Origin of the sequence: Bacillus sp. FSL K6-0972 (genome assembly GCF_037976035.1) — a bacterium.
Lineage (GTDB): Bacteria > Bacillota > Bacilli > Bacillales > Bacillaceae > Bacillus > Bacillus haynesii.
On the sequence record NZ_CP150260.1, the window covers coordinates 1,804,926 to 1,831,203 of the forward strand.

At 47.8% G+C, this 26,278-nt stretch carries 19 protein-coding genes; all 19 read left to right on the plus strand.

From position 1 onward, the window contains the following. Positions 1–46 precede the first annotated feature (46 nt). The 19 genes from dxr to pnp all read left to right on the plus strand — a co-directional run bounded on the left by dxr (position 47) and on the right by pnp (position 26,270). Positions 47–1,198, plus strand: coding sequence for a 1-deoxy-D-xylulose-5-phosphate reductoisomerase (gene dxr / locus MKX80_RS09210; RefSeq protein WP_154999843.1), 1,152 nt, complete (start codon positions 47–49; stop codon positions 1,196–1,198). Positions 1,199–1,204: 6 nt separating this feature from the next. Beyond that, on the plus strand, positions 1,205–2,470 hold the full coding sequence (rseP, locus tag MKX80_RS09215) for an RIP metalloprotease RseP (RefSeq protein ID WP_154999844.1): 1,266 nt from the start codon (positions 1,205–1,207) through the stop codon (positions 2,468–2,470). Between the two features lie 108 nt (positions 2,471–2,578). After that, positions 2,579–4,297, plus strand: coding sequence for a proline--tRNA ligase (locus MKX80_RS09220; protein ID WP_216928908.1), 1,719 nt, complete (start codon positions 2,579–2,581; stop codon positions 4,295–4,297). 87 nt (positions 4,298–4,384) lie between these two features. Next, positions 4,385–8,701, plus strand: a complete 4,317-nt coding sequence (locus MKX80_RS09225) for a PolC-type DNA polymerase III (RefSeq protein WP_268363421.1) — start codon at positions 4,385–4,387, stop codon at positions 8,699–8,701. Between the two features lie 405 nt (positions 8,702–9,106). Further along, positions 9,107–11,071, plus strand: coding sequence for a glycoside hydrolase family 9 protein (locus tag MKX80_RS09230; RefSeq protein ID WP_154999847.1), 1,965 nt, complete (start codon positions 9,107–9,109; stop codon positions 11,069–11,071). Positions 11,072–11,103: 32 nt separating this feature from the next. Next, positions 11,104–13,218, plus strand: coding sequence for a glycoside hydrolase family 48 protein (locus MKX80_RS09235; protein ID WP_339228392.1), 2,115 nt, complete (start codon positions 11,104–11,106; stop codon positions 13,216–13,218). A 141-nt stretch (positions 13,219–13,359) separates the two neighbouring features. Further along, positions 13,360–15,042: a cellulase family glycosylhydrolase gene (locus MKX80_RS09240; protein ID WP_234113023.1), complete on the plus strand. Its 1,683-nt coding sequence runs from the start codon at positions 13,360–13,362 to the stop codon at positions 15,040–15,042. A gap of 63 nt (positions 15,043–15,105) precedes the next feature. Then, complete coding sequence (locus tag MKX80_RS09245; RefSeq protein WP_154997446.1) at positions 15,106–16,293, plus strand: cellulase family glycosylhydrolase; 1,188 nt, start codon at positions 15,106–15,108, stop codon at positions 16,291–16,293. A 192-nt stretch (positions 16,294–16,485) separates the two neighbouring features. Further along, on the plus strand, positions 16,486–16,959 hold the full coding sequence (rimP, locus tag MKX80_RS09250; protein ID WP_152847969.1) for a ribosome maturation factor RimP: 474 nt from the start codon (positions 16,486–16,488) through the stop codon (positions 16,957–16,959). A gap of 31 nt (positions 16,960–16,990) precedes the next feature. After that, positions 16,991–18,109 carry a transcription termination factor NusA gene (gene nusA / locus MKX80_RS09255; RefSeq protein ID WP_152847968.1) on the plus strand — a complete coding sequence of 373 codons (1,119 nt, stop codon included), beginning with the start codon at positions 16,991–16,993 and terminating at the stop codon, positions 18,107–18,109. 13 nt (positions 18,110–18,122) lie between these two features. Beyond that, a complete protein-coding gene (locus tag MKX80_RS09260) occupies positions 18,123–18,398 on the plus strand; it encodes a YlxR family protein (protein WP_029327011.1) in 276 nt (91 codons plus the stop codon). Then, positions 18,399–18,701, plus strand: coding sequence for a YlxQ family RNA-binding protein (locus MKX80_RS09265; RefSeq protein WP_020451431.1), 303 nt, complete (start codon positions 18,399–18,401; stop codon positions 18,699–18,701). A 19-nt stretch (positions 18,702–18,720) separates the two neighbouring features. After that, a complete protein-coding gene (infB, locus tag MKX80_RS09270; RefSeq protein WP_154997444.1) occupies positions 18,721–20,874 on the plus strand; it encodes a translation initiation factor IF-2 in 2,154 nt (717 codons plus the stop codon). After that, a complete protein-coding gene (locus tag MKX80_RS09275; RefSeq protein WP_154997441.1) occupies positions 20,871–21,149 on the plus strand; it encodes a DUF503 domain-containing protein in 279 nt (92 codons plus the stop codon). Before infB ends, MKX80_RS09275 begins: the two co-directional genes overlap by 4 nt. An 18-nt stretch (positions 21,150–21,167) precedes the next feature. Next, complete coding sequence (gene rbfA, locus MKX80_RS09280) at positions 21,168–21,521, plus strand: 30S ribosome-binding factor RbfA (protein ID WP_154997438.1); 354 nt, start codon at positions 21,168–21,170, stop codon at positions 21,519–21,521. 71 nt (positions 21,522–21,592) lie between these two features. Then, complete coding sequence (truB, locus tag MKX80_RS09285; RefSeq protein ID WP_154997435.1) at positions 21,593–22,522, plus strand: tRNA pseudouridine(55) synthase TruB; 930 nt, start codon at positions 21,593–21,595, stop codon at positions 22,520–22,522. A 15-nt stretch (positions 22,523–22,537) separates the two neighbouring features. Further along, positions 22,538–23,497 (plus strand): bifunctional riboflavin kinase/FAD synthetase, encoded by a 960-nt coding sequence (gene ribF, locus MKX80_RS09290; RefSeq protein ID WP_003181877.1) that lies wholly within the window; start codon positions 22,538–22,540, stop codon positions 23,495–23,497. A 184-nt stretch (positions 23,498–23,681) separates the two neighbouring features. Next, positions 23,682–23,951 (plus strand): 30S ribosomal protein S15, encoded by a 270-nt coding sequence (gene rpsO / locus MKX80_RS09295; protein ID WP_003181879.1) that lies wholly within the window; start codon positions 23,682–23,684, stop codon positions 23,949–23,951. A gap of 201 nt (positions 23,952–24,152) precedes the next feature. Further along, the gene (gene pnp, locus MKX80_RS09300) at positions 24,153–26,270 is read left to right on the plus strand and encodes a polyribonucleotide nucleotidyltransferase (RefSeq protein ID WP_154997432.1); all 2,118 of its coding nucleotides are present in this window, start codon (positions 24,153–24,155) and stop codon (positions 26,268–26,270) included. The last annotated feature ends 8 nt before the right edge of the window (positions 26,271–26,278 follow it).

Below are 26,278 nucleotides of genomic sequence, written 5' to 3' on the forward strand. Positions count from 1 at the left end.
TAGAAAAGGGTACTGATAGCTAGAAAGAAACAGAGGTGCGGCAATTTTGAAGAACATATGTCTATTGGGGGCGACAGGCTCCATAGGAGAACAGACGCTTGATGTGATCAAAGCGCATGACGATAAGTTTCGGCTGACCGCCATGACTTTCGGCAAAAACGCCGAAAAAGCGGCAGAAATCATTGAAACCTTTAAACCGAAGTATGTAGGCGTCGGGGATGAGCATACATATGAAACATTAAAACAGCATTCTTTCTCCTACACCTTTAACACAGGGATCGGGGAGGAAGCTTTAATCGAAGCGGCCGTTATCCCGGAAGCGGATATCGTCGTCAACGCTCTCGTCGGCAGCGTCGGCCTTCTGCCGACTTTAAAGGCGATGGAGCATAAAAAAACAATTGCGCTTGCAAATAAGGAAACTCTCGTAACAGCCGGTCATATAGTGAAAGAACACGCCCAAAAATACGATGTCCCGCTGCTGCCTGTCGACAGCGAACATTCCGCGATTTTCCAGGCCCTTCAAGGGGAAAATCCGAAGCATATCAAACGGCTGATCGTCACGGCATCAGGCGGCAGCTTCAGGGACAGAACAAGGCAGGAACTTGAAGGCGTCACAGTGGAAGAAGCCCTCAATCACCCAAATTGGTCGATGGGTGCAAAAATCACGGTCGATTCGGCTACAATGATGAATAAAGGGCTCGAGGTCATTGAAGCGCACTGGCTGTTTGATCTGCCTTATGACCAGATCGATGTCCTCCTTCACAAAGAAAGCATTATTCATTCAATGGTGGAATTCCACGACCGAAGCGTCATCGCTCAGCTTGGCACACCTGATATGAGAGTGCCGATTCAATATGCGCTCAGCTATCCGGAACGCCTGCCGTTTGATGAGGCCAAATCCCTTGAACTCTGGGAAGTCGGACAACTGAATTTTGCCCAAGCTGATTTTGAAAGGTTCCGCTGCTTACAATTCGCTTATGAATCAGGTAAAATAGGCGGTACAATGCCGACTGTTTTAAACGCGGCCAACGAGGAAGCCGTTGCGGCATTTCTTTCGGGCAGGATTTCCTTTCTCGGAATTGAAGACATCATCGAAAAAGCTTTGGAACGCCATCAGGTGATCGCAAAGCCGAGCCTTCAAGAGATCCGTGAAGTGGACAAAGACGCCAGAAAGTTTGTCCAAACATTACTCACATAAGGTGGTATGTTCGTGAATACTGTGATCGCGTTTATTCTTATTTTTGGAACGCTCGTATTTTTCCATGAGCTTGGTCATCTCATCCTTGCTCAAAGAGCCGGAATACTGTGCCGGGAGTTTGCTATCGGCTTCGGTCCGAAAATCTTTTCGTTTAAGAAAAATGAGACCGTTTATACGATCAGGCTTCTTCCGATCGGCGGCTTTGTCAGAATGGCCGGCGAAGATCCTGAGATGATTGAAGTGAAGCCCGGTTATACGGTCGGGCTGTTGTTCGACAGCGAAAACAAAGTCGAAAAGATCATTATCAACCAAAAAGAAAAGTATCCCGACGCATTGGTCATCGAAGTCGAGCAGGCCGATCTGGAGCACCAGATGCGAATTACGGGCTATGAGCACGGCAATGAAGATCATCTCTCTTCATTTTCTGTCAGTGAAACGTCCTTTTTCATCGTAGACGGGGAAGAAGTCCAGATCGCTCCTTACAACCGCCAATTCCATTCAAAAACGGTTTGGCAGCGTATAAAAGCGATTGCGGCCGGACCGATCATGAACTTTATTTTGGCTTATGTCATACTCGTGATGCTCGGACTGATGCAGGGAGTGCCGTCTGACGAGCCGGTGCTTGGCAAGTTGATAGACAACGGACGGGCGACGGAAGCAGGGCTCCAGGAAGGAGACCGCATTCAAACGATTAACGGCGAGAAGATGAGGTCGTGGACGGATATTGTCAACACGGTCAGAGAACATCCTGAAAAAGAACTGAAAATCGTTGTGATGCGCGACAATGTCAAGCTGACGAAATACGTAACACCTGAAGCAGTCAAGGCGGGGGATGAAACCGTTGGCAGATTCGGCGCTTACAACCCGGTGAAAACAGGAATCCTGACATCGATTTCCTACGGTGCGACCGAAACGGCGACAGTTGCGCAGAGCATCGTGACCAATCTCGGAAAGCTCGTTACGGGACAGTTCTCAATCGACATGCTGGCCGGTCCTGTCGGCATTTATGACATGACAGACCAAGTGGCTAAGACAGGCGTTATCAACCTGCTGAAGCTGGCCGCATTTTTAAGCATCAACCTCGGGATCGTCAACCTTCTGCCAATCCCTGCGCTGGACGGCGGAAGACTGTTGTTCCTGTTTATTGAAGCGATCCGCGGAAAGCCGATCAACCGCGAGAAAGAAGCGTTTGTCGTCTTCATCGGCGTCGCATTTTTGATGCTCTTAATGCTTGTCGTCACATGGAACGATATCCAGCGCTTATTTCTGTAAAACCAATTGCCTTTTTTAAGTGCAGCCAAGCCTTTTAAAAGGCTCTTTTTTAGGGACACCGTTCCCGACTCAAAAAGTAACCAACTGAAACAAATGAGGTGCGAACGAATGAGACAGAGCAGGACTTTAATTCCTACGCTCCGCGAAGTGCCGGCTGATGCTGAAGCGAAAAGCCATCAGCTTCTTCTCAGAGCGGGGTTTATCAGACAAAACACAAGCGGCGTATACAGCTATATGCCTCTTGCCAATAAAGTCATTCATAAAATCCAGAGCATTGTCCGCGAAGAAATGGAGAAAATCAATGCCGTCGAAATGCTGATGCCGGCACTCCAGCAGGCGGAAACTTGGCAGGAATCGGGAAGATGGTACACGTACGGTCCTGAGCTCATGAGGCTGAAAGACCGCCACGGCCGTGAATTTGCCCTTGGTGCGACACACGAAGAGGTCATCACAAGCATCGTCAGAGATGAAGTGAAATCGTACAAGCGCCTTCCGCTGACCCTTTACCAGATTCAATCGAAATTCCGCGATGAAAAGCGCCCGCGCTTCGGTCTATTGAGAGGCCGCGAATTCATCATGAAGGATGCGTATTCCTTCCATTCCTCCGCCGAAAGCCTTGATGAAACGTACAATGATATGTACCAGGCGTATACAAATGTGTTTACGCGCTGCGGCCTGAATTTCAGACCGGTCATTGCAGATTCAGGCGCGATGGGTGGAAAGGATACCCATGAATTTATGGCACTGTCAGATGTCGGTGAAGATACAATTGCGTACTCTGATCAGTCTTCATACGCTGCCAACATCGAAATGGCTGAAGTGAAAGAAACCGATGCTGGCGGGCAGGCTGAAATGAAAGAGCTGCAGGAAGTTCACACACCTTCGGTAAAAACGATCGAAGAAGTTGCCGCATTTCTTGGCATATCCCCGTCAGACTGCATGAAATCAATGCTGATGAAAGCAGACGGACGTTTTGTCCTCGTGTTGACGAGAGGGGATCATGAAGTCAACGATGTTAAGGTGAAGAACCTGCTTCAAGCAGAAACGATCGAATTCGCGAGCGCCGAAGAGGTTGCTGAGATAACAGGTACTGAGCCCGGTTTTGTCGGACCGGTTGGACTCGACCGCGAAATCGAAATCTTTGCAGACTTTGCTGTGAAGGCGATGGCAAACGCAGCAGCAGGAGCGAATAAAACAGATTACCATTATCAAAACGTGAATATCAGCCGGGATGTGCACAATGTAACATTCGCCGATCTCCGCTTTATCCAGGAAGGAGACCCTTCACCGGATGGAAACGGAACGATCCGTTTTGCAAAAGGAATCGAAGTCGGACAAGTCTTTAAGCTCGGCACCCGCTATTCTGAAGCGATGGACGCAACATACCTTGATGAAAACGGACGCGCTCAGCCGATGCTGATGGGCTGCTATGGAATCGGGATTTCCCGGACGCTTTCTGCCATCGTTGAGCAGCATCATGACGATAAAGGCTTGATCTGGCCGCTGGAAGTGACGCCGTATGACCTGCATATCCTCGCGCTTAATATGAAAAATGACGCGCAAGTTCAGCTTGCCGAAAAGCTGTATGAAGAATTTAAAGCGAACGGTTATGACGTACTGTTTGATGACCGTGCCGAACGGGCCGGCGTTAAATTTGCAGATTCCGATTTGATCGGTCTGCCGATCCGCATCACGGTCGGAAAGAGAGCTGATGAAGGCGTTGTTGAAGTGAAGATCCGCAAAACCGGAGAATCCTTTGAAGTCGCTGCTGATGAGCTTCCGGACTTCATCGAAAAACAAGTCAAGAGCTTATCTTCTCACTCTTAAGCATGTTAAACTAGAGTAAAGGAAGGTACCTCGGGCATCGTCCCAAGGTACCTTCAATTATGATTTTCTTTTAGGGAGGAATCTGTCTTGGAAGACCAGCTTTCTGTCAACAGAAGACAGTTTCAAATTCTTCTGCAGCAGCTGAATGTAACGGAAGATACGATGATCCGCCACCTTGAAGGCGGACAAATCATAAAGCTGACCGTTCATAAAAACAAGAAGACATGGCACTTTCACTTTAAACTGAAAAATGTGCTGCCTTATCAAATCTTCGAACGGTTTCACAGCCAGCTGACCCGCACCTTTTCCCATATCGCCCAGGTCACCTGTTCCATCGAGGCGGAAAACCCTTCGGTTGATGAGCAGCTTGTTCAGGATTACTGGACGCGCTGCATCCAAGAACTCGATGGTATTTCTCCGCCGATTTTGACGCTTTTGAACGACCAAAAGCCCAAGCTTACGGGGAACAAAATCCTGCTTAAAACGAAAACAGATACAGAAGCATCCGCTTTAAAAAAGAAATACAGCTCGCTCATCCAGTCAAGCTACCGCACATTCGGTTTTCCTGAGCTCCAGCTCGACACAGAAATCTTTGTGTCAGATCAAGAGATTCAGAAATTCAGAGAGCAAAAAATGGCCGAGGATCAAGAGAGAGCCCTTCAGGCTTTAATCGAAATGGAAAAGCAGGATAAGGAAGCCCAAGACGATGAAGCGCCGTCAGGCCCTCTTCAGATCGGCTACCAGATTAAAGACTCTGAAGAGATCAGAACGCTTGACAGCATTATGGATGAAGAGCGGAGAATTACGGTGCAAGGCTATGTATTCGACGCTGAAACAAGAGAGCTGAAAAGCGGCAGAACACTTTGCATCTTTAAAATAACCGACTATACAAACAGCATTCTCGTCAAAATGTTCGCGCGCGAAAAAGAGGACGCCGTTTTGATGAAGTCCCTGAAAAAAGGAATGTGGGTAAAGGCGAGAGGAAGCATACAAAACGATACGTTCGTCCGCGATTTGGTGATGATCGCCAACGATGTCAATGAATTCAAAGGGAAAACCCGTGAGGATACAGCACCTGAGGACGAAAAACGAGTCGAGCTCCACCTCCATTCACCGATGAGCCAGATGGATGCCGTATCAAGCATCGGCAAGCTTGTCGAACAGGCGAAAAAATGGGGGCATCCGGCTATCGCGCTCACTGACCACGCTGTTGTCCAATCGTTTCCTGATGCATTCGCGGCAAGCAAAAAGCATGGCGTGAAAATGATCTACGGACTTGAAGCCAACCTCGTCGACGACGGCGTGCCGATTGCCTACAATCCCGTACACCGTCTGCTTGAAGAGGAAACATATGTCGTGTTTGACGTCGAGACGACGGGGCTATCGGCCGTCTATGATACAATCATCGAGCTGGCCGCCGTAAAAGTAAAGGGCGGGGAAATCATCGAACGCTTTGAAAGGTTTGCCAACCCGCATCGCCCTTTATCGGCTACGATCATCGAGCTGACGGGGATTACCGATGATATGCTGAAAGATGCGCCTGAAGCCGAAGAGGTCATCCGAGATTTTAAAGAATGGGTCGGAGATCACACGCTTGTCGCTCACAATGCAAGCTTTGACATCGGCTTCATCAATGTCGCCTATAAGCGCCTGCTGAATTCGGAGAAAGTGCAGAACCCGGTCATTGACACACTTGAGCTGGGCCGTTTTCTTTATCCGGAATTTAAAAACCATAGGCTGAATACGCTTTGTAAAAAGTTTGACATCGAGCTCACCCAGCACCACAGGGCGATTTATGATACCGAAGCGACGGGCTATCTCCTTGTGAAAATGCTGAAAGACGCGGCCGAAAAAAATATACTGTACCACGATCAGCTGAATGAAAATATGGGGCAGTCCAATGCCTATCAGCGTTCAAGGCCATATCACGCAACCCTTTTGGCGGTCAATGAGACAGGCTTGAAAAACCTTTTCAAACTCGTTTCGCTGTCGCATATCCATTATTTTTACAGGGTACCGAGGATCCCAAGGTCACAGCTTGAAAAGTACAGAGAAGGTCTTTTAATCGGTTCGGCGTGCGACAAAGGCGAAGTATTCGAAGGCATGATGCAGAAATCGCCGGAAGAAGTCGAAGACATCGCTTCATTTTATGACTACCTTGAAGTCATGCCGCCTGAAGTCTACCGGCACCTGCTCCAGCTTGAACTCGTCAGGGATGAAAAAGCGTTAAAAGAAATCATCGCCAACATCACTAAGCTCGGCGAGAAGCTGAATATTCCAGTAGTAGCAACAGGAAATGTCCATTACTTGAACCCTGAGGACAAAATTTACCGGAAGATTCTGGTTTCCTCGCAAGGCGGCGCAAATCCGCTCAACAGGCACGAGCTGCCGAACGTTCATTTCCGTTCGACTGATGAAATGCTTGAAGCCTTTTCATTTTTGGGTGAGGAAAAAGCGAAAGAAATCGTTGTCAAGAACACCCGCATGATCAGCGAGCGAATCGATGAGATCAAGCCGATCAAAGACGATCTTTACACACCGAAGATCGAAGGCGCAGATGACGAAATCCGCCGCATGAGCTATGAGAAAGCAAGAAGCATTTACGGCGACGACCTGCCCGAAATCGTCGAAAAGCGGATCGAAAAAGAGCTGAAAAGCATTATCGGCCATGGATTCGCCGTCATCTATCTGATCTCTCATAAGCTTGTAAAACGCTCCCTTGATGACGGCTATCTCGTCGGTTCAAGGGGATCTGTCGGTTCTTCCCTTGTCGCAACATTGACGGAAATTACCGAGGTTAACCCGCTGCCGCCGCATTACGTCTGTCCGGATTGCCGCCATTCTGAGTTTTTCAACGACGGATCGGTCGGTTCGGGATTTGATTTGCCTGACAAAGACTGTCCGAAGTGCGGAGCGGCCTACCGAAAAGACGGCCACGACATTCCGTTTGAGACGTTCCTGGGATTTAAAGGGGACAAGGTCCCTGATATCGACTTGAACTTCTCAGGCGAATATCAGCCGCACGCCCACAACTATACGAAAGTCCTGTTCGGAGAGGATAACGTCTACCGTGCGGGAACGATCGGCACAGTCGCCGAAAAAACGGCTTACGGGTATGTTAAAGGGTATGCTAACGATAACAATTTGCATATGCGCGGGGCGGAAATCGACCGCCTTGTCCAAGGCTGTACAGGCGTCAAGCGGACGACAGGACAGCACCCGGGCGGAATCATCGTTGTGCCTGATTATATGGATATTTACGACTTTTCACCAATCCAGTTTCCGGCGGATGCCACCGATTCCGAATGGAAGACGACGCACTTTGACTTTCATTCCATCCACGACAACTTGCTGAAACTTGATATTCTCGGACACGATGATCCGACGGTCATCCGTATGCTCCAGGATCTGAGCGGGATTGATCCGAAGACGATTCCGACCGATGATCCTGAAGTGATGAAAATTTTCCAAGGGACAGAGTCTTTAGGGGTAACCGAGGAGCAGATCGGCTGTAAAACCGGTACACTTGGCATTCCTGAATTCGGAACCCGCTTTGTCAGACAGATGCTTGAGGACACCAAGCCGACGACATTTTCCGAACTCGTTCAGATTTCCGGCTTGTCACACGGTACGGACGTATGGCTCGGCAACGCGCAGGAGCTGATTCACAACAATATTTGTGAACTGAGCGAAGTAATCGGCTGCCGTGATGACATTATGGTGTACTTAATCTACCAGGGGCTTGAGCCATCCCTAGCCTTCAAGATTATGGAATTTGTCCGTAAAGGGAAGGGACTGACACCTGAGTGGGAAGAAGAAATGAAGAATAATAATGTTCCGGACTGGTATATCGATTCCTGCAAAAAAATCAAATACATGTTCCCGAAAGCCCACGCTGCGGCATATGTATTGATGGCGGTCAGAATCGCTTATTTTAAAGTCCATCATCCGCTGCTCTACTACGCAGCATACTTTACGGTGCGGGCCGACGACTTTGACATCGAAACGATGATCAAAGGGTCGACAGCGATCAGAGCCGTCATGGATGACATCAATTCTAAAGGTCTTGACGCTTCTCCGAAAGAGAAAAGTTTGCTCACAGTGCTTGAGCTGGCGCTTGAAATGTGCGAAAGGGGCTTCTCTTTCCAAAAAGTCGACTTATACAGATCGAGCGCTTCCGAATTCATCATTGACGGCAACAGCTTGATTCCGCCGTTTAATTCAATACCGGGGCTTGGAACAAACGCCGCCTTGAATATTGTCAAAGCGAGAGAAGAAGGCGAATTTCTTTCAAAAGAAGATTTGCAAAAAAGAGGCAAGGTGTCAAAAACGATCATGGAATACTTGGAGCGCCACGGCTGTCTCGAGTCGCTTCCAGATCAGAACCAGCTGTCATTGTTCTAGAAACTGCCTGCTTAAAGCAGGCAGTTTTTTTATATGTTTTACAGCATAAAGATCGTTTTCAGGATTAGATGCCAAATGCCGGAGGAAATGATTCCAAAAAAATAAAGGGCTGTCAGATCTGTTGACAATAAATAAACATTAATGTTAGAATTTCCAAAATATAACATTGATTTTAGAATGTATTGTCTATTTGATTTTTATTCTCACAACTTAGTTTATTGCATAAATAAACTAAGTTGCTTTTCAAATTCCTCGCTTGCAGCCGTGTGCTGATTTAATGTGCATTTCTTCGATTTTTCAACTTTGCCCTTGCTTTGTTCGCCGGTAAATCTAAAAGGAGGTGAGTATGATGTAGACAGATGGGGTTGCTTGATCTTAAAGAACATGATGGGGAGGAAGCAGTACGTGAAACAGAAAGCTTTTTTTAAAATGAAAGCGCTTTGTTTGGCTTTTTTAGTGATCTTCTCCATGAGCATAGCGTCGTTTTCAGAAAAGACCCGTGCGGCTTCTGCTGAAGAATATCCTCATAATTATGCTGAACTGGTGCAAAAGTCTTTGTTATTTTATGAAGCACAGCGCTCGGGAAGACTTCCGGAAAACAGCCGGCTGAATTGGAGAGGAGACTCCGGGCTTGAGGACGGAAAAGACGTCGGGCTCGATTTAACGGGAGGGTGGTATGATGCCGGCGACCATGTGAAGTTCGGTCTGCCGATGGCTTATTCTGCCGCAATCTTGTCATGGTCGGTCTATGAGTACCGAGATGCCTACAAAGAATCGGGTCAGCTTGATGCGGCGCTGGGCAATATTAAATGGGCGACAGACTACTTTCTTAAAGCCCATACAGCTCCTTATGAATTGTGGGGCCAAGTCGGAAATGGCGCTCAAGACCATGCATGGTGGGGGCCGGCCGAAGTAATGCCGATGGAGCGCCCTGCCTATAAGATCGATGCCAGCTGTCCGGGGTCAGACCTTGCCGGTGGTACAGCAGCAGCGCTAGCATCCGCATCAATCATTTTCAAGCCGACAGATTCTTCTTACTCTGAAAAATTACTGGCCCATGCCAAGCAATTGTATGATTTTGCCGACCGCTACCGCGGCAAATATTCAGACTGCATTACAGACGCACAGCAATATTATAATTCGTGGAGCGGGTATAAAGATGAACTGACATGGGGAGCTGTCTGGCTCTACTTGGCAACAGACGAACAACAATATTTGGATAAAGCGCTTGCTTCGGTCTCGGATTGGGGTGATCCCGCAAGCTGGCCTTACCGCTGGACGCTTTCGTGGGATGACGTCACTTACGGAGCACAGCTGCTGCTCGCTCGTCTGACGAACGATTCCCGTTTTACCGCATCTGTCGAACGCAATCTTGATTATTGGTCGACAGGTTACAAAAGTAATGGAAGCACAGAGCGGATCACTTATACACCAGGTGGGCTGGCATGGCTTGAGCAGTGGGGAGCATTGCGATACGCTTCGAATGCCGCTTTTCTCGCTTTCGTTTATTCCGATTGGGTGGACGATACAGAAAAAGCAAATAGATATCGGGATTTTGCTGTCCGGCAAATGCAGTATATGCTCGGGGATAATCCGCAGCAGAGAAGCTTTGTCGTCGGATACGGAAAAAATCCGCCGAAGCATCCGCATCACCGTACAGCACACGGTTCATGGGCCGATCAGATGAATGTGCCTGAAAACCATCGCCATACCCTATATGGCGCATTAGTCGGCGGTCCGGGAAGGGACGATTCCTACCGAGATGATATAACAGATTATGTGTCAAACGAAGTTGCGATCGATTATAATGCCGCTTTTACCGGCAACGTAGCGAAAATGTTTCAGCTGTTCGGGAAAGGCCATGTTCCGTTGCCTGACTTTCCGGAGAAGGAAATACCTGAGGACGAATATTTTGCAGAGGCATCAATCAACAGCTCCGGAAACAGCTATACCGAAATCCGGGCGCAGCTCAACAACCGTTCGGGATGGCCGGCAAAGAAAACCGATCAATTGTCTTTCCGCTACTACGTTGACTTGACGGAAGCTGTGGGAGCGGGGTATTCCGCCGAAGATATAAAAGTCACAGCCGGCTATAACGAAGGGGCCTCGGTATCACAGCTGAAGCCGTATGATGCATCAAAGCACATTTACTATACAGAAGTCAGCTTCACCGGGGTTTTGATTTATCCAGGCGGTCAATCCGCCCATAAAAAAGAAGTGCAGTTCCGCCTTTCGGCACCAGACGGAACGTCTTTTTGGAACCCGGAAAATGACCACTCTTATCAAGGGCTGTCACATGCGCTTCTGAAGACACGGTATATTCCTGTTTATGATGATGGACGGCTCGTTTTCGGACATGAGCCCGGTTAACTAGATATTCAACTTCAAGAGGAGGACACATCATGGACAATAAAACACGTTTTATGCAGCTGTATGAGCAAATTAAAAATCCGAACAACGGGTATTTCTCACCCGAAGGAATTCCCTATCATTCTGTTGAAACGCTCATATGTGAGGCCCCCGACTACGGTCATATGACGACATCTGAAGCATACAGCTATTGGCTGTGGCTTGAAGCGATGTATGGCCGGTACACACAGGACTGGTCAAAGCTAGAAGCCGCCTGGGACAATATGGAGAAATATATTATCCCGGTCAATGAAGGCGATGGAAACGAAGAACAGCCTACAATGAGCTACTATAACCCCTCAAGCCCTGCCACATATGCCGCAGAACACCGTTACCCTGATCTTTATCCTTCGGCTCTGACCGGACAATATCCGGCCGGAAACGATCCGCTTGACGGAGAACTTAGATCCACATACGGAAGCAATGAAACGTATTTAATGCACTGGCTGCTTGACGTCGACAACTGGTATGGATTCGGGAACCTGCTGAACCCATCGCACACCGCCGCTTATGTAAACACTTACCAGCGGGGCGAACAGGAATCCGTTTGGGAAACGGTTCCGCATCCGTCTCAGGATAATCAGACGTTTGGAAAACCGAATGAAGGTTTCATGAGCCTGTTTACAAAAGAAAATCAAGCTCCAGCACCGCAATGGCGTTATACGAATGCAACGGATGCAGATGCCCGCGCCGTTCAGGCGATGTTCTGGGCCAGACGATGGGGCTACAGCAACACAAAGTACTTGGAGAAAGCCAAAAAGATGGGGGATTTTCTCCGCTACGGCATGTACGACAAATACTTTCAGCAGATTGGAAGCGCCGCCGGCGGATCGCCTTCCCGCGGCTCCGGAAAAAACTCGTGCCATTTTTTAATGGCATGGTATACCGCTTGGGGAGGCGGATTAGGGCAATATGCGAACTGGGCATGGCGGATCGGTGCAAGCCATGTGCATCAAGGCTATCAAAACCCAGTCGCATCTTATGCGCTCTCTGCACCTGAAGGCGGTCTGATTCCGAACTCGCCTTCAGCACGCAGCGACTGGGAGACGGCGCTGAAAAGGCAGCTTGAGCTGTATACGTGGCTTTTATCTTCTGAAGGAGCTGTTGCCGGCGGCGCCACGAACAGCTGGAACGGCAGCTACAGCGCATATCCGCAGAATGTCAGCACATTTTACGGAATGGCCTACACAGAAGCGCCTGTATATCACGATCCGCCTTCTAACAATTGGTTCGGGATGCAAGTCTGGCCGCTGGAAAGGGTGGCGGAACTGTATTATATTTTCGCAGAGAAAGGTGACAAATCGTCTGAAAACTTCCAAATGGCAAAGCATGTGATTGAAAAATGGATCGCATATTCACTTGATTATGTGTTTGTGGGCAAACGGCCTGTTACTGATGAAGAAGGCTATTATTTAAATGATGCGGGCGAACGCGTCCTTGGCGGCCAAAACCCGCAGATCGCCGTACAATCCGACCCAGGCGAGTTTTGGATTCCGGCAAACCTTGAATGGAGCGGCCGGCCTGATCCGTGGAAGGGATTTGATTCATTTACCGGAAATCCGGGACTGCATGTCACGACGAAGAATCCTTCTCAAGATGTCGGCGTTCTCGGCAGCTATATTAAAACGCTTGTCTTCTTTGCAGCCGGAACAAAAGCCGAAACCGGCGGCTTTACCGCCCTTGGAAACAAAGCCAAAAATCTGGCAAAAGAACTGCTTGATGCAGCATGGAGTAAAAATGACGGAATCGGTATCGCAGCAGAGGAAGAACATGAAGATTATATCCGCTACTTTACGAAGGAAATCTACTTTCCGAATGGCTGGAGCGGCAGAAACGGGCAGGGCAATACCATCCCTGGTTCCAACACTGTACCGTCTGATCCGGCAAAAGGCGGTAACGGCGTCTATATCAGTCATGCGGAGCTCCGGCCGAAAATTAAAAACGATCCGAAGTGGCCTTATTTGGAAAATAAATATCAGACCTCGTGGAATCCGAATACGGGCAAATGGGAAAACGGACTGCCGACTTTTGTATATCACCGTTTCTGGTCTCAGGTCGATATGGCGACAGCTTATGCTGAGTATGACCGTTTAATCGGAAATGCATAACGATCAATAGGAGAATGTTAGATTGAGATGCGCTCGACCGTTTGGGCAAAGGCGGCGTTCAGCCGCCTTCTTTTTTTAAAAGGCAGGCTTTAGGATTTTAGCTTGTGTTTTACACGATTATCTAAAAAGGAGATCAAAAGTTTGAGAGAAAAATGGTTAGCCTTATGTTTAAAGTCGATCATTCTGTTCGTTTTGATCATGGGAACCGTTCTTTTATCCGCAGTTCCGAAAGCTTCGGGAACAAGCGGGCCAGCAAAGCAAGAAAAGGAGAGCATCATCACCCCGCCTGATCTTTTGGAAAACATGAGCCCAGGATGGAACCTTGGCAACACGCTGGATGCTGTTCCGACAGAAGGCTCTTGGAACAACCCGCCGGTTCGCGAACATACTTTTGATGATATTCTCGATGCGGGGTTTAAAAGCGTCCGGATTCCGGTGACATGGGATTCCCACATCGGCAGCGCTCCCGATTATCCGATCGACACCGCTTGGATGAACCGGGTGGAAGAAGTGACAGATTGGGCTTTGGAAAGAGAGTTTTACGTCGTGTTAAATATTCACCACGATTCTTGGCTATGGATCAGCCGGATGGGAAACAGCCAGCAGGAGACATTAGATAAGCTGGGGAAAGTCTGGAAGCAGATTGCCGAGCGCTTTAAAAACAAAAGTGAACGCCTCCTGTTTGAAATCGTCAATGAACCGACCGGAATGAGCGCATATCAAATGAATCTGCTTAACCGAGAGATGCTGAACATCATCCGATCGACCGGCGGCAAAAACAGCCAGCGGCTTGTGATCGTCGGGGGGCTTGAAGATAACAAAGACGAATTGCTTCATTCATTTGAACCGCCTGATGATGACCGGATTGTCCTCACATATCACTACTATTCTCCTTGGGATTATGTATCAAACTGGTGGGGCCGGACGACTTGGGGGTCGGCAGCCGAAATCTCCGAGATGGAGCTGGACATCAGACCGGTTTATGAAAAATTTGTTAGCAAAGGATATCCGGTTATCATCGGCGAATATGGTACCCTCGGCGCCAATGAAAATCATTCAAAGCGCCTCTATCATGATACGTTTGTCAGCCTTGCCCACAAATATCAAATGATCCCGATGTGGTGGGACAATGGGAATGACCAGTTTGACCGGAATATGAGACAGTGGCGCGATCCTGTTGTAAAAGACATTGTCATTCAGGCGGGACGCGGTGTTCCCAATGCGATCATCAAACCGGCAGATCTTTTTATCAAAAAAGGTCAAAGCATCAGCGATCAGACGGTGGATATTCAGCTGAACGGCAATACGCTGACTGGCATCTATCAGAAATCAGAACAATTAAAGGAAGGCAGCGATTATACAATCGGCAATGCCGGAAAAACGATCTCTATTAAAGCATCCTGCTTGGCAAAGCTGATAAAAGGGTCTGAGCAGCCGGGGGTAAAAGCGCAGCTCACTTTTACGTTTCATAAAGGAGCCAGCCAGGTTATGGATATTATCCTTTATGATGACCCGAAGCTTGAAAAAAGCGAATTCACCATCAGTCAATCGGCAATTAGCGGTGATCTCAAAATCCCGGCGTCATTGAACGGAACGAAGCTGGCTACGGTTAAAGGAGTCGTCGACTCTACCGGAAGGCCGGTTCTTGAAGAAGTATGGTCATGGACGCCCTACTTGAACTATGACGAAGATTTTTACGAAAAAGACGGGGATTTGTATTTGAGAGAGCGGGTTTTAAAGTATTTGAAAAGCGATTCCACCTTTACATTTGAACTGTGGCCGAAAGGCGTCGAAACGGTCGTGAAGGTGAAAGTCACGCCTTGAACTGCCGGCTATCCTCTCAATGACGCCGTCCATGCATCCTCTTTATGAAAGCAGGGAAAAATAATGATGACGAAAAAGGGTTTATTGACAGTGCTAACGCCGTTTTTGCTTGCACTCTCGGCTATCCAGTTTGGCAATCCCCGGCCTGCACTAGCCGCGTCTCCTTTTGTTGAGACATCCGGAACATCGTTCACTTTAAATGGAAAAGACTTTTATTTTGCCGGGACGAATAACTATTATTTTCATTATAAATCTAAAAAAATGGTCGATGATGTATTCGAAGATATGAAAGCGATGAATTTGAAAGTGATCCGCATCTGGGGATTTCTTGACGGCCAGCTGCAGGAAAATACCGTCATGCAGCCAAGGCCGGGCATATATGATGAATCAGGCTTTTCAAAGCTTGACTATGCCATTTATAAAGCGGGACAGTCAGGGATAAAACTTGTCATTCCTTTTGTGAACAACTGGGATGATTTTGGCGGAATGAATCAATATGTCAGGTGGTTTCAGGCGGATGGACATGACGCCTTTTACACTCATCCGGACATCAAAGAGGCGTATAAGAACTATGTATCCTATATGCTGAACCGAGTCAACACATATAATGGCGTCAAATATAAAGATGATCCCGCGATTATGGCATGGGAGCTTGCCAATGAACCGAGGGTCCAGTCTGACAGGACCGGAAATACACTTGTCGAATGGGCGGATGAGATGAGCGAATTTATTAAATCCATTGATCAGCACCATCTTGTAGCGGTTGGAGATGAAGGGTTTTATCATATAGAAGGGCACCCTGATTGGCATTACAACGGCGGAGAAGGTGTGGATTGGAAAAGGCTGACCGCTCTTATGCATATTGATTACGGCACATTTCACCTCTATCCGGATCATTGGGGCAAGACGGCCGAATGGGGGAACCAGTGGATCACAGACCATATTTGCGATGGAAAAGAAATCGGCAAACCGGTCGTTTTAGAAGAGTACGGCTATCAGGATAAGTCCAGAAGGGACGACGTCTACAGAACATGGCTTGAACTCATAGAAAAGCAGGGCGGGGCGGGCAGCCAATTTTGGATTTTGACCGGCATTCAGGATGACGGGACCCTTTATCCGGACTATGATGGTTTTCGGATCGTTTATCCGAGCTCTGCCGCTTCTGTCATTTCAGAACATGCGAAGCGGATGAATGAAAAATCATCCGCTTCCGAAATGCTTCAGACTGAACGCTGTCATGATTTGCAATAAAAATATGGTTATGGTATAGTTTTATTGGAAATGCTAACGATAGCCGAGGCGAAGAGTGGGGAAACCCGCTCTTTTGTATTGAACAGGCAATTTTGTCTCGACATGTTCATCGTTTTTTCTAAATCCCCTGCTTTTGAAGCAGGGTTTTTACGAGGGAGCTGATGAATGGGACCCTGCACAAGGAGGAAAAGTATGAGTAACAAAGTGATCGATACCGTCAGCGAAATGGTCCAGCCTATACTAGACAATCTTCAGCTTGAACTCGTTGACATCGAATTTGTCAAGGAAGGTCAGAGCTGGTTTCTTCGCGTGTTTATTGATTCAGATGACGGCGTAGACATCGAGGAATGTGCCAAGGTTAGCGAAGCTCTTAGTGAAAAGCTCGACGAGGCTGATCCGATCAAGCAAAACTATTTTCTTGAAGTATCGTCCCCGGGAGCTGAGAGGCCTTTAAAGAAAGAAGCCGATTTCATGAAAGCGCTCGGAAAAAACGTATATATTAAAACGTACGAACCTATTGAAGGCAATAAAGAGTTTGAAGGCGAGCTTTCCGCATTTGACGGTGAAAACGTGGAGGTCGCGGTGATGATCAAAACGCGCCGGAAAACGATCAATATTCCATATGATAAAGTAGCCAAAGCGAGGCTGGCTGTTTCGTTCAATTAATTTTTGACTGTTTAAGGGGGAAACCATAAACATGAGTAGTGAGTTGTTAGATGCCCTGACTGTTCTTGAAAAAGAAAAGGGAATCAGTAAGGACATTATTATTGAAGCAATTGAAGCTGCGCTCATTTCCGCTTATAAGCGGAACTTCAACCAGGCGCAGAATGTCAGGGTAGATTTGAATCGCGACACCGGTTCAATCCGCGTTTTCGCCCGCAAAGATGTCGTGGATGAAGTGTATGATCCGCGCCTTGAAATCTCGATTGAAGATGCCGTAAACATCAATCCGAACTACATTGTCGGGGATGTCGTGGAAATCGAAGTGACGCCGAAGGATTTCGGCCGCATCGCTGCCCAGACGGCAAAGCAGGTCGTGACTCAGCGCGTCCGCGAAGCGGAGCGCGGCGTTATCTATTCTGAATTCATCGATCGCGAAGAAGATATCATGACAGGCATCGTCCAGCGGATCGACAATAAGTTCATCTATGTCTCTTTAGGAAAAATCGAGGCGCTTCTGCCGGTTTCAGAACAGATGCCGAATGAAGTCTACAAGCCTCATGACCGGATCAAAGTGTTCATTACAAAAGTCGAAAAAACGACGAAGGGTCCGCAGATTTACGTTTCAAGAACTCATCCAGGTTTATTAAAACGGCTCTTTGAAATCGAAGTCCCGGAAATTTACGATGGAACGGTCGAGCTTAAATCCGTGGCGAGAGAAGCGGGAGACCGCTCGAAGATTTCTGTCCGCACGGATAATCCCGACATCGATCCCGTCGGCGCCTGCGTCGGACCGAAGGGTCAGCGCGTTCAGGCGATCGTCAATGAATTGAAAGGCGAGAAAATTGATATTGTTCACTGGTCAAACGACCCGGTTGAATTCGTCGCCAATGCGCTGAGCCCTTCAAAAGTGCTCGACGTCATCGTCAATGAAGAGGATAAGGCGACAACGGTTGTCGTTCCTGATTACCAGCTGTCGCTCGCCATCGGAAAAAGAGGTCAAAACGCCCGCCTGGCAGCCAAGTTGACAAGCTGGAAGATCGATATTAAAAGCGAAACAGATGCAAGAGAGCTTGGAATTTATCCAAGGGAGCTTGAAGAAGAGGAGCCGGAAGAGCTTTTCTTGGAAAGCGAAACTCCAGAATCGGATGAATAAGAGGTGACCTTTGGTGAAAAGCCGAAAGAAGATCCCGCTTAGAAAATGCGTCGTAACAGGGGAAATGAAGCCTAAAAAGGAGCTCATCCGCGTCGTCCGTTCGAAGGAAGGGGAAGTTTCCGTAGACCCGACCGGTAAGAAGAACGGCCGGGGAGCCTACCTTACACTTGATAAAGACGTCATTTTAACTGCAAAAAAGAAAAACAGCTTAGCAAATCAGCTTCAAGCACAGATTGATGATCAGATTTTTGATGAACTGCTGGAACTGGCGGAAAAGGAGAACAGATAAATGTCGGAATCAGAATGGTTTTCCTTGCTGGGTCTGGCGAATCGAGCTCGAAAGGTCGTGTCCGGAGAAGACCTGGTTGTGAAAGAAATCAGGCATTCGCGCGCAAAGCTTGTTTTGCTTGCAGACGACGCATCGGCTAACACGGAGAAAAAAGTAACCGACAAATGCAGACACTACGATGTACCGGTGAAAAAAGTCGGAGATCGTATGCTTTTGGGCCGTTCAATCGGCAAAGAATCCCGTGTGGTTGTTGCTGTCACTGATCAAGGTTTTGCGAATACGTTGCTCCGAAAGCTCGATTAATTTTTTTGGGGGTGAACGAATGGCTAAAATGAGAGTTTATGAATATGCAAAAGCCATAAATGTTTCAAGTAAGGATATTATCGCGGCATTGAAAGATATGAATATCGAAGTCAATAACCATATGGCGATGATCGAAGAAAATGCGATTAAACAGCTCGATCAAAAATTCAAGAAGGGCGCTAAACCTGCGGGAAATAAAAAGGATGCCGGTACAGGCGGACAAAAGCCGCAGCAAGAAGCCGCAAAACAGAATGCCGGAAGTAAGCCAAACAAAAATCGAGACGGAAAGAAGAATAACGTGCAGAATACTCAATTTAACAATAAAAACAAGAAGAAAAACAACAACAATAACAAAAAGAACAAGCGCGGTAAAAATCATCAATCTCCTCAGGAGAAGCAGTTCAAGCCGAAAAAAGAGCTGCCTGAAAAAATCGAATTCACCAACTCAATGTCGGTCGGGCAGCTTGCAGAAGAGCTCGGAAAAGAGCCGTCAGAAATCATTAAAAAATTAATGCTTCTTGGCACTATGGCAACGATCAACCAAGATCTTGACAAAGATACCGTGGAGCTGATCGCTTCAGAATACGGCGTCGAAGTCGAAGAAGTGATCGTCCATGAAGAAACCGAATTCGAAAAATACGAAGAGCCGGATAACGAAAAAGACCTCGAAATCCGTCCTCCTGTCGTAACGATCATGGGTCACGTCGACCACGGAAAAACAACGCTTCTCGACAGCATCAGAAAAACGAAGGTCGTCGAAGGCGAAGCCGGAGGCATCACTCAGCATATCGGCGCTTATCAGATCGAGGAAAACGGCAAGAAGATCACCTTCCTTGACACTCCGGGCCACGCCGCATTTACAACGATGCGCGCACGCGGTGCGGAAGTTACGGATATTACGATTCTCGTCGTAGCTGCAGATGACGGGGTCATGCCGCAGACGATCGAAGCGATCAACCATGCGAAAGCGGCTGAAGTGCCTATCATCGTCGCTGTCAACAAAATCGACAAACCGACGGCAAACCCTGACCGGGTGATGCAGGAGCTGACAGAGCACGGTCTTGTTCCTGAAGCATGGGGAGGCGAGACGATTTTCGTTCCTCTTTCCGCACTGTCAGGAGAGGGAATCGATGAGCTGATCGAAATGATCCTTCTCGTCAGCGAGGTCGAGGAGCTCAAAGCAAATCCGAACCGCAGGGCAAAAGGTACGGTCATCGAAGCCGAGCTTGATAAAGGAAAAGGTTCTGTCGCAACATTGCTCGTTCAAAACGGAACGCTTCACGTCGGAGATCCGATCGTCGTCGGGAACACATTCGGCCGCGTTCGCGCGATGGTCAATGATGTCGGCAGACGCGTTAAATCGGCGGGACCGTCAACACCTGTGGAAATCACCGGATTGAACGAAGTTCCGAACGCAGGGGATCAGTTCCTTGTGTTCAAAGATGAAAAAACAGCCCGTTCAGTCGGCGAAGCGCGCGCTACCAAACAGCTTGAAGAACAGCGCAGTGATAAGGCGAAGCTCAGCCTTGATGACTTGTTTGAACAGATTAAACAAGGCGATGTCAAAGACATTAATCTCGTTGTCAAAGCCGATGTTCAAGGCTCTGCTGAAGCTCTCGTTGCAGCACTGCAAAAAATAGAAGTCGAAGGCGTCAGAGTCAAAATTATCCACACAGGCGTAGGTGCGATTACCGAATCAGACATTATTTTAGCTTCTGCATCAAATGCAATCGTGATCGGGTTTAATGTCAGACCTGACGGAAATGCTAAGAGTACCGCCGAAGCCGAAAATGTGGATATCCGCCTTCACCGCATCATTTATAAAGTCATTGATGAGATCGAAGCAGCCATGAAAGGCATGCTTGATCCTGAGTATGAAGAAAAAGTGATCGGCATGGTTGAAGTCCGTCAAACATTCAAAGTCTCTAAAATCGGAACGATTGCCGGAGGCTATGTAACGGAAGGTACGATCACACGTGACAGCGGAATCCGCTTGATCCGCGACGGCGTCGTCATCTATGAAGGGGAAGTCGATGTGCTGAAACGCTTTAAAGATGACGTGAAAGAAGTTTCACAAGGATATGAATGTGGTATCACCATTAAGAAATACAACGACATACGTGAAGGCGATATGATCGAAGCGTATGTCATGCAAGAAATTGAAAGAAAGTGATCGGTTTCGTTGAATGCGAATGCATCATTTACGATGCATCATCACTCAAGGAAAAACGGGCGGTGCTGAAGCGGATTATCACAAGAATCCGCGCCAAGTTCAACGTTTCTGTTTCAGAAATTGACTATCAGGACACATGGCAGCGCACAAGCTTTGGTATTGCCGCCGTTTCTTCCTCTCGCGTGCAAACGGAAAAAGAGCTGCAGCGGGTTCTAAGCTTTATCGACTCTTTTCCGGAAATTGAACGGACGATCACGAGAACAGAGTGGTTTTAACGTAGAGGTGGTATGGTCATGACGATGAGAGCTACCCGTGTGGGTGAGCAGATGAAAAAAGAACTTGGTGACATTATCGGAAGAAAGCTGAAAGATCCGCGAATCGGGTTTTTAACAGTCACCGATGTCAGGGTCTCAGGTGATCTGCAAATTGCCAAAGTGTATATTTCCGTTTTAGGCGATGAAAAGAAACGGGAAGAAACGCTCAAAGGCCTGGCAAAAGCAAAGGGCTTTATTCGTTCCGAACTTGGAAACCGAATCAGGCTTCGCAAAACACCTGAAATCCATTTTGAGTTCGATGAATCGATCGATTACGGAAACCGTATCGAAACATTGATTCACGAGCTGAACGAAAACAAAGAAGAATCATAAGCTGAAAAAGGATAGGCGGGCGACTGCCTGTCCTTTTTAGCTCCAAATGAGAAAGGGGCGAAGAAACACGAATGTATAACGGAGTCCTTCTATTACATAAACCGGCCGGCATGACTTCGCACGACTGCGTCATGAAGATCCGCAAACTGCTGAAAACAAAAAAGGTCGGCCATACCGGTACACTGGATCCCGAGGTGTCGGGCGTTCTCCCGATCTGCGTCGGGAGGGCAACCAAAATCGTCGAGTATTTAACCGAAAAGTCCAAAACATATGATGCAGAGGTCACGCTTGGCTTTTCAACTGCGACAGAAGACCAGACGGGGGAAGTGACAGAAAAGAAACTCGTCTCAGTGCCGCCTGATGAACAGACCGTGCAGAGCGTCCTGCGATCTCTTGAAGGAACGATTGAGCAAGTCCCGCCGATGTATTCCGCTGTCAAGGTAGGCGGCAAAAAGCTGTATGAGTACGCGCGGGCTGGAATTGAGATTGAACGGCCGAAGCGGACCATCACCATCCACCATATCGAACTGACATCCGAGATTCGCCATGAGCAGGATAAAGCCCGCTTCCGGTTTGTTGTGACATGTTCAAAAGGCACATATGTTAGGACCTTGGCGGTAACAATCGGGGAGAAGCTCGGATATCCAGCGCATATGTCCCATCTGGTCAGGACCGCGTCAGGCCCTTTCACCCTTGATGAATGCTTGACCTTTGAAGACGTCGAAGGCTTGATCGCTGACGGAACATTGTCTGAAAAGCTCGTCCCCATCGAACGTGCGCTTGATCATTTGCCGAAATGGATAATTAGTGATACATTAGCTAAGAAAGTGGAAAATGGAGCGGTGCTTGAAACGCCTGGCAGCTTTTCTCATTTGACGAGCGAAGACCGCATTGCGGTCTTTACGGAAGCAGGCCGGTGCACAGCCGTCTATTATCCGCATCCGACCAAAACCGGCCTGTTGAAGCCGGCAAAAGTACTCGTGCAAAAAAGCGAACAATAGAAAAGGTGACCGTTCTTGAAGACGATACATATTTCCCACCCACACGACTTAAAACGTGAGGATTTTCCGACATCAGTTATGGCATTAGGCTATTTTGACGGTGTTCACCTGGGACATCAGCAAGTGATTCTTACAGCAAAAAACACCGCGGCAAGAGAAGGGGTCAAAACGTCCGTGATGACCTTTCATCCCCACCCTTCTGCCGTGCTCAAAAAAGGCCGGGAGCCAAAAGATTTAATCACGCCTTTGCAGGACAAAATCAGCATCATTGAAGACTTAGGGGTCGATTTTTTATACGTTGTCACATTTACCCCTGAATTCGCTTCTCTATCACCTGAGGAATTTATCGATCAATATATACTCGGCTTTCACGTTACTCATGTTGTAGCCGGATTTGACTTTACCTTCGGGAAATTCGGCAAAGGCACAATGGAAAACTTCCAGGAGTATGCGAAAGGCCGTGTCAAAAGCACGTCTGTCGCAAAATATTCCAACCAGGATCAAAAGGTAAGCTCCACGAGAATCCGCAGCGTCCTGGGAGCCGGCGACGTCGAGTATGCCGCTGAACTGCTCGGCAGGCCGTACCATGTGAAAGGCTTTGTGATCCACGGCGATAAAAGGGGCCGCACGATCGGATTTCCGACTGCCAATATCGGCCTTAAAGACACATACATCGTCCCGCCGACAGGTGTGTATGCCGTTAAAGCCGAAATCGGCGGCGCTGTCTACAACGGCGTCTGCAATGTCGGATACAAGCCGACGTTTTACGAAAAACGGCCGGGACAGCCTTCAATCGAAGTCAATTTATTCGATTTTGACCGTGACATATACGGGTCCGAAATCAAGGTTGAATGGTATAAGCGGTTGAGGAGCGAAAAAAAATTCGGCAGCGTTGACGAGCTTGTCGAACAGATTTCCAGAGACAAAGAAGAAGCGATCCGCTTCTTCAGAGAGCGGAAGCCGGCCGGAATCTAGATGTATGGAAACGGCAATCTGCGTCAACAATGGTGATAAAAGCTAAACTTCATCATAAATGGTTGCATTAGGCCCGTCTTTCTAGTATCATATTGTCTGTAGCTTTAAAACCGTTCACTTGGCAAATCGAATCACCGGCGTTTGCTAGGTAATCGGGGCTAATATTATATGGAGGTGAAACAGGATGGCAATTACTCAAGAGCGTAAAACACAACTCATCAATGAGTTCAAAACCCACGAATCTGACACGGGATCACCGGAAGTTCAGATCGCTATCCTAACAGATCAAATCAACAACTTGAACGAGCATTTACGCACTCACAAGAAAGACCATCACTCACGTCGCGGTCTTCTTAAAATGGTAGGTAAACGTCGTAATCTTCTTACGTATCTTCGTAACAAAGACGTAACTCGTTACCGTGAGTTGATCAACAAACTAGGATTACGTCGATAATCGTAAAAAGCGGGAGGATTCCCGCTTTTTTATCGTATAAGAACGAATATCCGGCAACTCCAAAACGCGTTGTTCATATAAATGATTTTAAATGACACCGATTCATTCCTTACATAGCACTTTGCCATTGATATGTTCAATTCATTTCGTTCATAATAGGAGTAACCTAAAAACTATCCGAAGAGAGGAGTTCATATAAGAATGGGACAAGAGAAACATGTCTTTTCCATAGATTGGGCCGGCCGCAAGCTGACAGTAGAAACCGGCCAGCTTGCAAAACAAGCAAACGGAGCTGTCATGGTGCGTTATGGAGACACTGCAGTGCTCAGCACCGCAACGGCTTCAAAAGAACCTAAAACCGTAGACTTTTTCCCGTTAACTGTGAATTATGAAGAAAGACTTTACGCCGTCGGAAAGATTCCGGGCGGGTTTATTAAAAGAGAGGGAAGACCGAGCGAAAAAGCGATTCTCGCCAGCCGGTTAATCGACCGACCGATCCGTCCGCTGTTCGCAGACGGCTTCCGGAATGAAGTTCAAGTCGTCAGCATCGTCATGAGCGTTGACCAGGATTGTTCGTCGGAAATGGCGGCAATGTTTGGATCATCTCTTGCGCTGTGCGTATCGGACATCCCGTTTGAAGGCCCGATCGCTGGAGTGACGGTAGGCCGGGTTGACAACGAATTCATTATCAATCCGACACTTGAACAGCTTGAAAAAAGCGACATTCACCTCGTCGTAGCGGGAACGAAGGATGCAATCAACATGGTTGAAGCAGGAGCAGACGAAGTTCCGGAAGAGATCATGCTTGAAGCGATCATGTTCGGTCACGAGGAGATCAAGCGGCTTATTGCGTTCCAGGAGGAAATCGTCGCCGCTGTCGGTAAAGAAAAATCAGAAATTACCCTGTATGAGATCGATTCCGATCTGAAAGAAAAAGTGCGGGGAATGGCCGAATCAAGCCTCTTAAAAGCCATTCAGGTTCATGAAAAGCACGCGCGCGAGAACGCGATCAGCGAAGTGAAAAATGAGGTTTTGGCCAAGTTTGAAGAAGAGGAACACGATGAAGAAACGCTGAAACAAGTGAAAGACATTTTGTCGCAGCTTGTTAAAAATGAAGTGCGCCGTCTGATCACGGAGGAAAAAGTTCGTCCTGACGGCCGGGCTGTCGATGAGATCCGCCCGCTTTCTTCAGAAGTCGGCCTCCTTCCGAGAACACACGGTTCAGGACTTTTTACAAGGGGTCAGACTCAGGCGCTCAGCATTTGTACGCTCGGTGCGCTTGGCGATGTGCAGATTTTAGACGGTCTCGGTGTCGAAGAATCAAAACGCTTTATGCACCATTACAACTTCCCGCAGTTCAGCGTCGGGGAAACAGGGCCGATGCGCGGGCCGGGACGACGCGAAATCGGACACGGAGCCCTCGGGGAACGTGCGCTTGAACCGATTGTTCCGTCTGAAAAAGACTTCCCGTACACGATCCGCCTCGTCTCTGAAGTGCTTGAATCAAACGGTTCCACTTCCCAGGCGAGCATTTGTGCAAGCACGCTTGCGATGATGGATGCAGGGGTGCCGATTAAAGCCCCGGTTGCCGGAATCGCGATGGGTCTTGTCAAATCAGGTGACAATTACACGGTCTTAACCGATATTCAAGGTATGGAAGACCATCTCGGGGATATGGACTTTAAAGTAGCAGGAACGTCCAAAGGCGTCACAGCTCTGCAAATGGATATTAAGATTGCAGGCTTATCGAGAGAGATTTTGGAAGAGGCTCTTCAACAGGCGAAAAAAGGCAGAATGGAGATCCTTGAAAGCATGCTGAGCACATTGGCTGAATCAAGAAAAGAGCTTTCTCCTTATGCGCCGAAAATCTTGACGATGTCGATCAATCCGGATAAAATCCGCGATGTCATCGGACCAAGCGGAAAACAAATCAATAAGATCATTGAAGATACAGGCGTTAAAATCGATATTGAACAAGACGGCACAATCTTCATTTCTTCTACCGATGAAAGCATGAACCAAAAAGCGAAGAAAATCATCGAAGACCTTGTCAGAGAAGTTGAGGTCGGACAGCTTTACTTAGGTAAAGTAAAGCGGATTGAAAAATTCGGAGCTTTCGTTGAACTATTCAGCGGAAAAGACGGTCTGGTCCATATTTCAGAGCTTGCGCTCGAACGGGTAGGAAAAGTCGAAGATGTCGTCAAAATCGGCGACGAGCTCCTTGTTAAGGTTACCGAAATCGATAAACAAGGACGCGTCAACTTATCAAGAAAAGCTGTACTGCGGGAACAGAAGGAAAAAGAAGAACAAAAATCGTAAAAACGGTG

Excerpts from the sequence above, each read along its gene's own strand:
- MKX80_RS09235 (WP_339228392.1), top strand. The coding sequence starts at position 11,104 with ATGGACAATAAAACACGTTTTATGCAGCTGTATGAGCAAATTAAAAAT.
- truB (WP_154997435.1), top strand. The coding sequence starts at position 21,593 with ATGTATAACGGAGTCCTTCTATTACATAAACCGGCCGGCATGACTTCG.
- infB (WP_154997444.1), top strand. The coding sequence starts at position 18,721 with ATGGCTAAAATGAGAGTTTATGAATATGCAAAAGCCATAAATGTTTCA.
- rimP (WP_152847969.1), top strand. The coding sequence starts at position 16,486 with ATGAGTAACAAAGTGATCGATACCGTCAGCGAAATGGTCCAGCCTATA.
- MKX80_RS09245 (WP_154997446.1), top strand. The coding sequence starts at position 15,106 with ATGATGACGAAAAAGGGTTTATTGACAGTGCTAACGCCGTTTTTGCTT.
- rbfA (WP_154997438.1), top strand. The coding sequence starts at position 21,168 with ATGACGATGAGAGCTACCCGTGTGGGTGAGCAGATGAAAAAAGAACTT.
- nusA (WP_152847968.1), top strand. The coding sequence starts at position 16,991 with ATGAGTAGTGAGTTGTTAGATGCCCTGACTGTTCTTGAAAAAGAAAAG.
- MKX80_RS09265 (WP_020451431.1), top strand. The coding sequence starts at position 18,399 with ATGTCGGAATCAGAATGGTTTTCCTTGCTGGGTCTGGCGAATCGAGCT.
- rseP (WP_154999844.1), top strand. The coding sequence starts at position 1,205 with ATGTTCGTGAATACTGTGATCGCGTTTATTCTTATTTTTGGAACGCTC.
- pnp (WP_154997432.1), top strand. The coding sequence starts at position 24,153 with ATGGGACAAGAGAAACATGTCTTTTCCATAGATTGGGCCGGCCGCAAG.
- rpsO (WP_003181879.1), top strand. The coding sequence starts at position 23,682 with ATGGCAATTACTCAAGAGCGTAAAACACAACTCATCAATGAGTTCAAA.
- MKX80_RS09220 (WP_216928908.1), top strand. The coding sequence starts at position 2,579 with ATGAGACAGAGCAGGACTTTAATTCCTACGCTCCGCGAAGTGCCGGCT.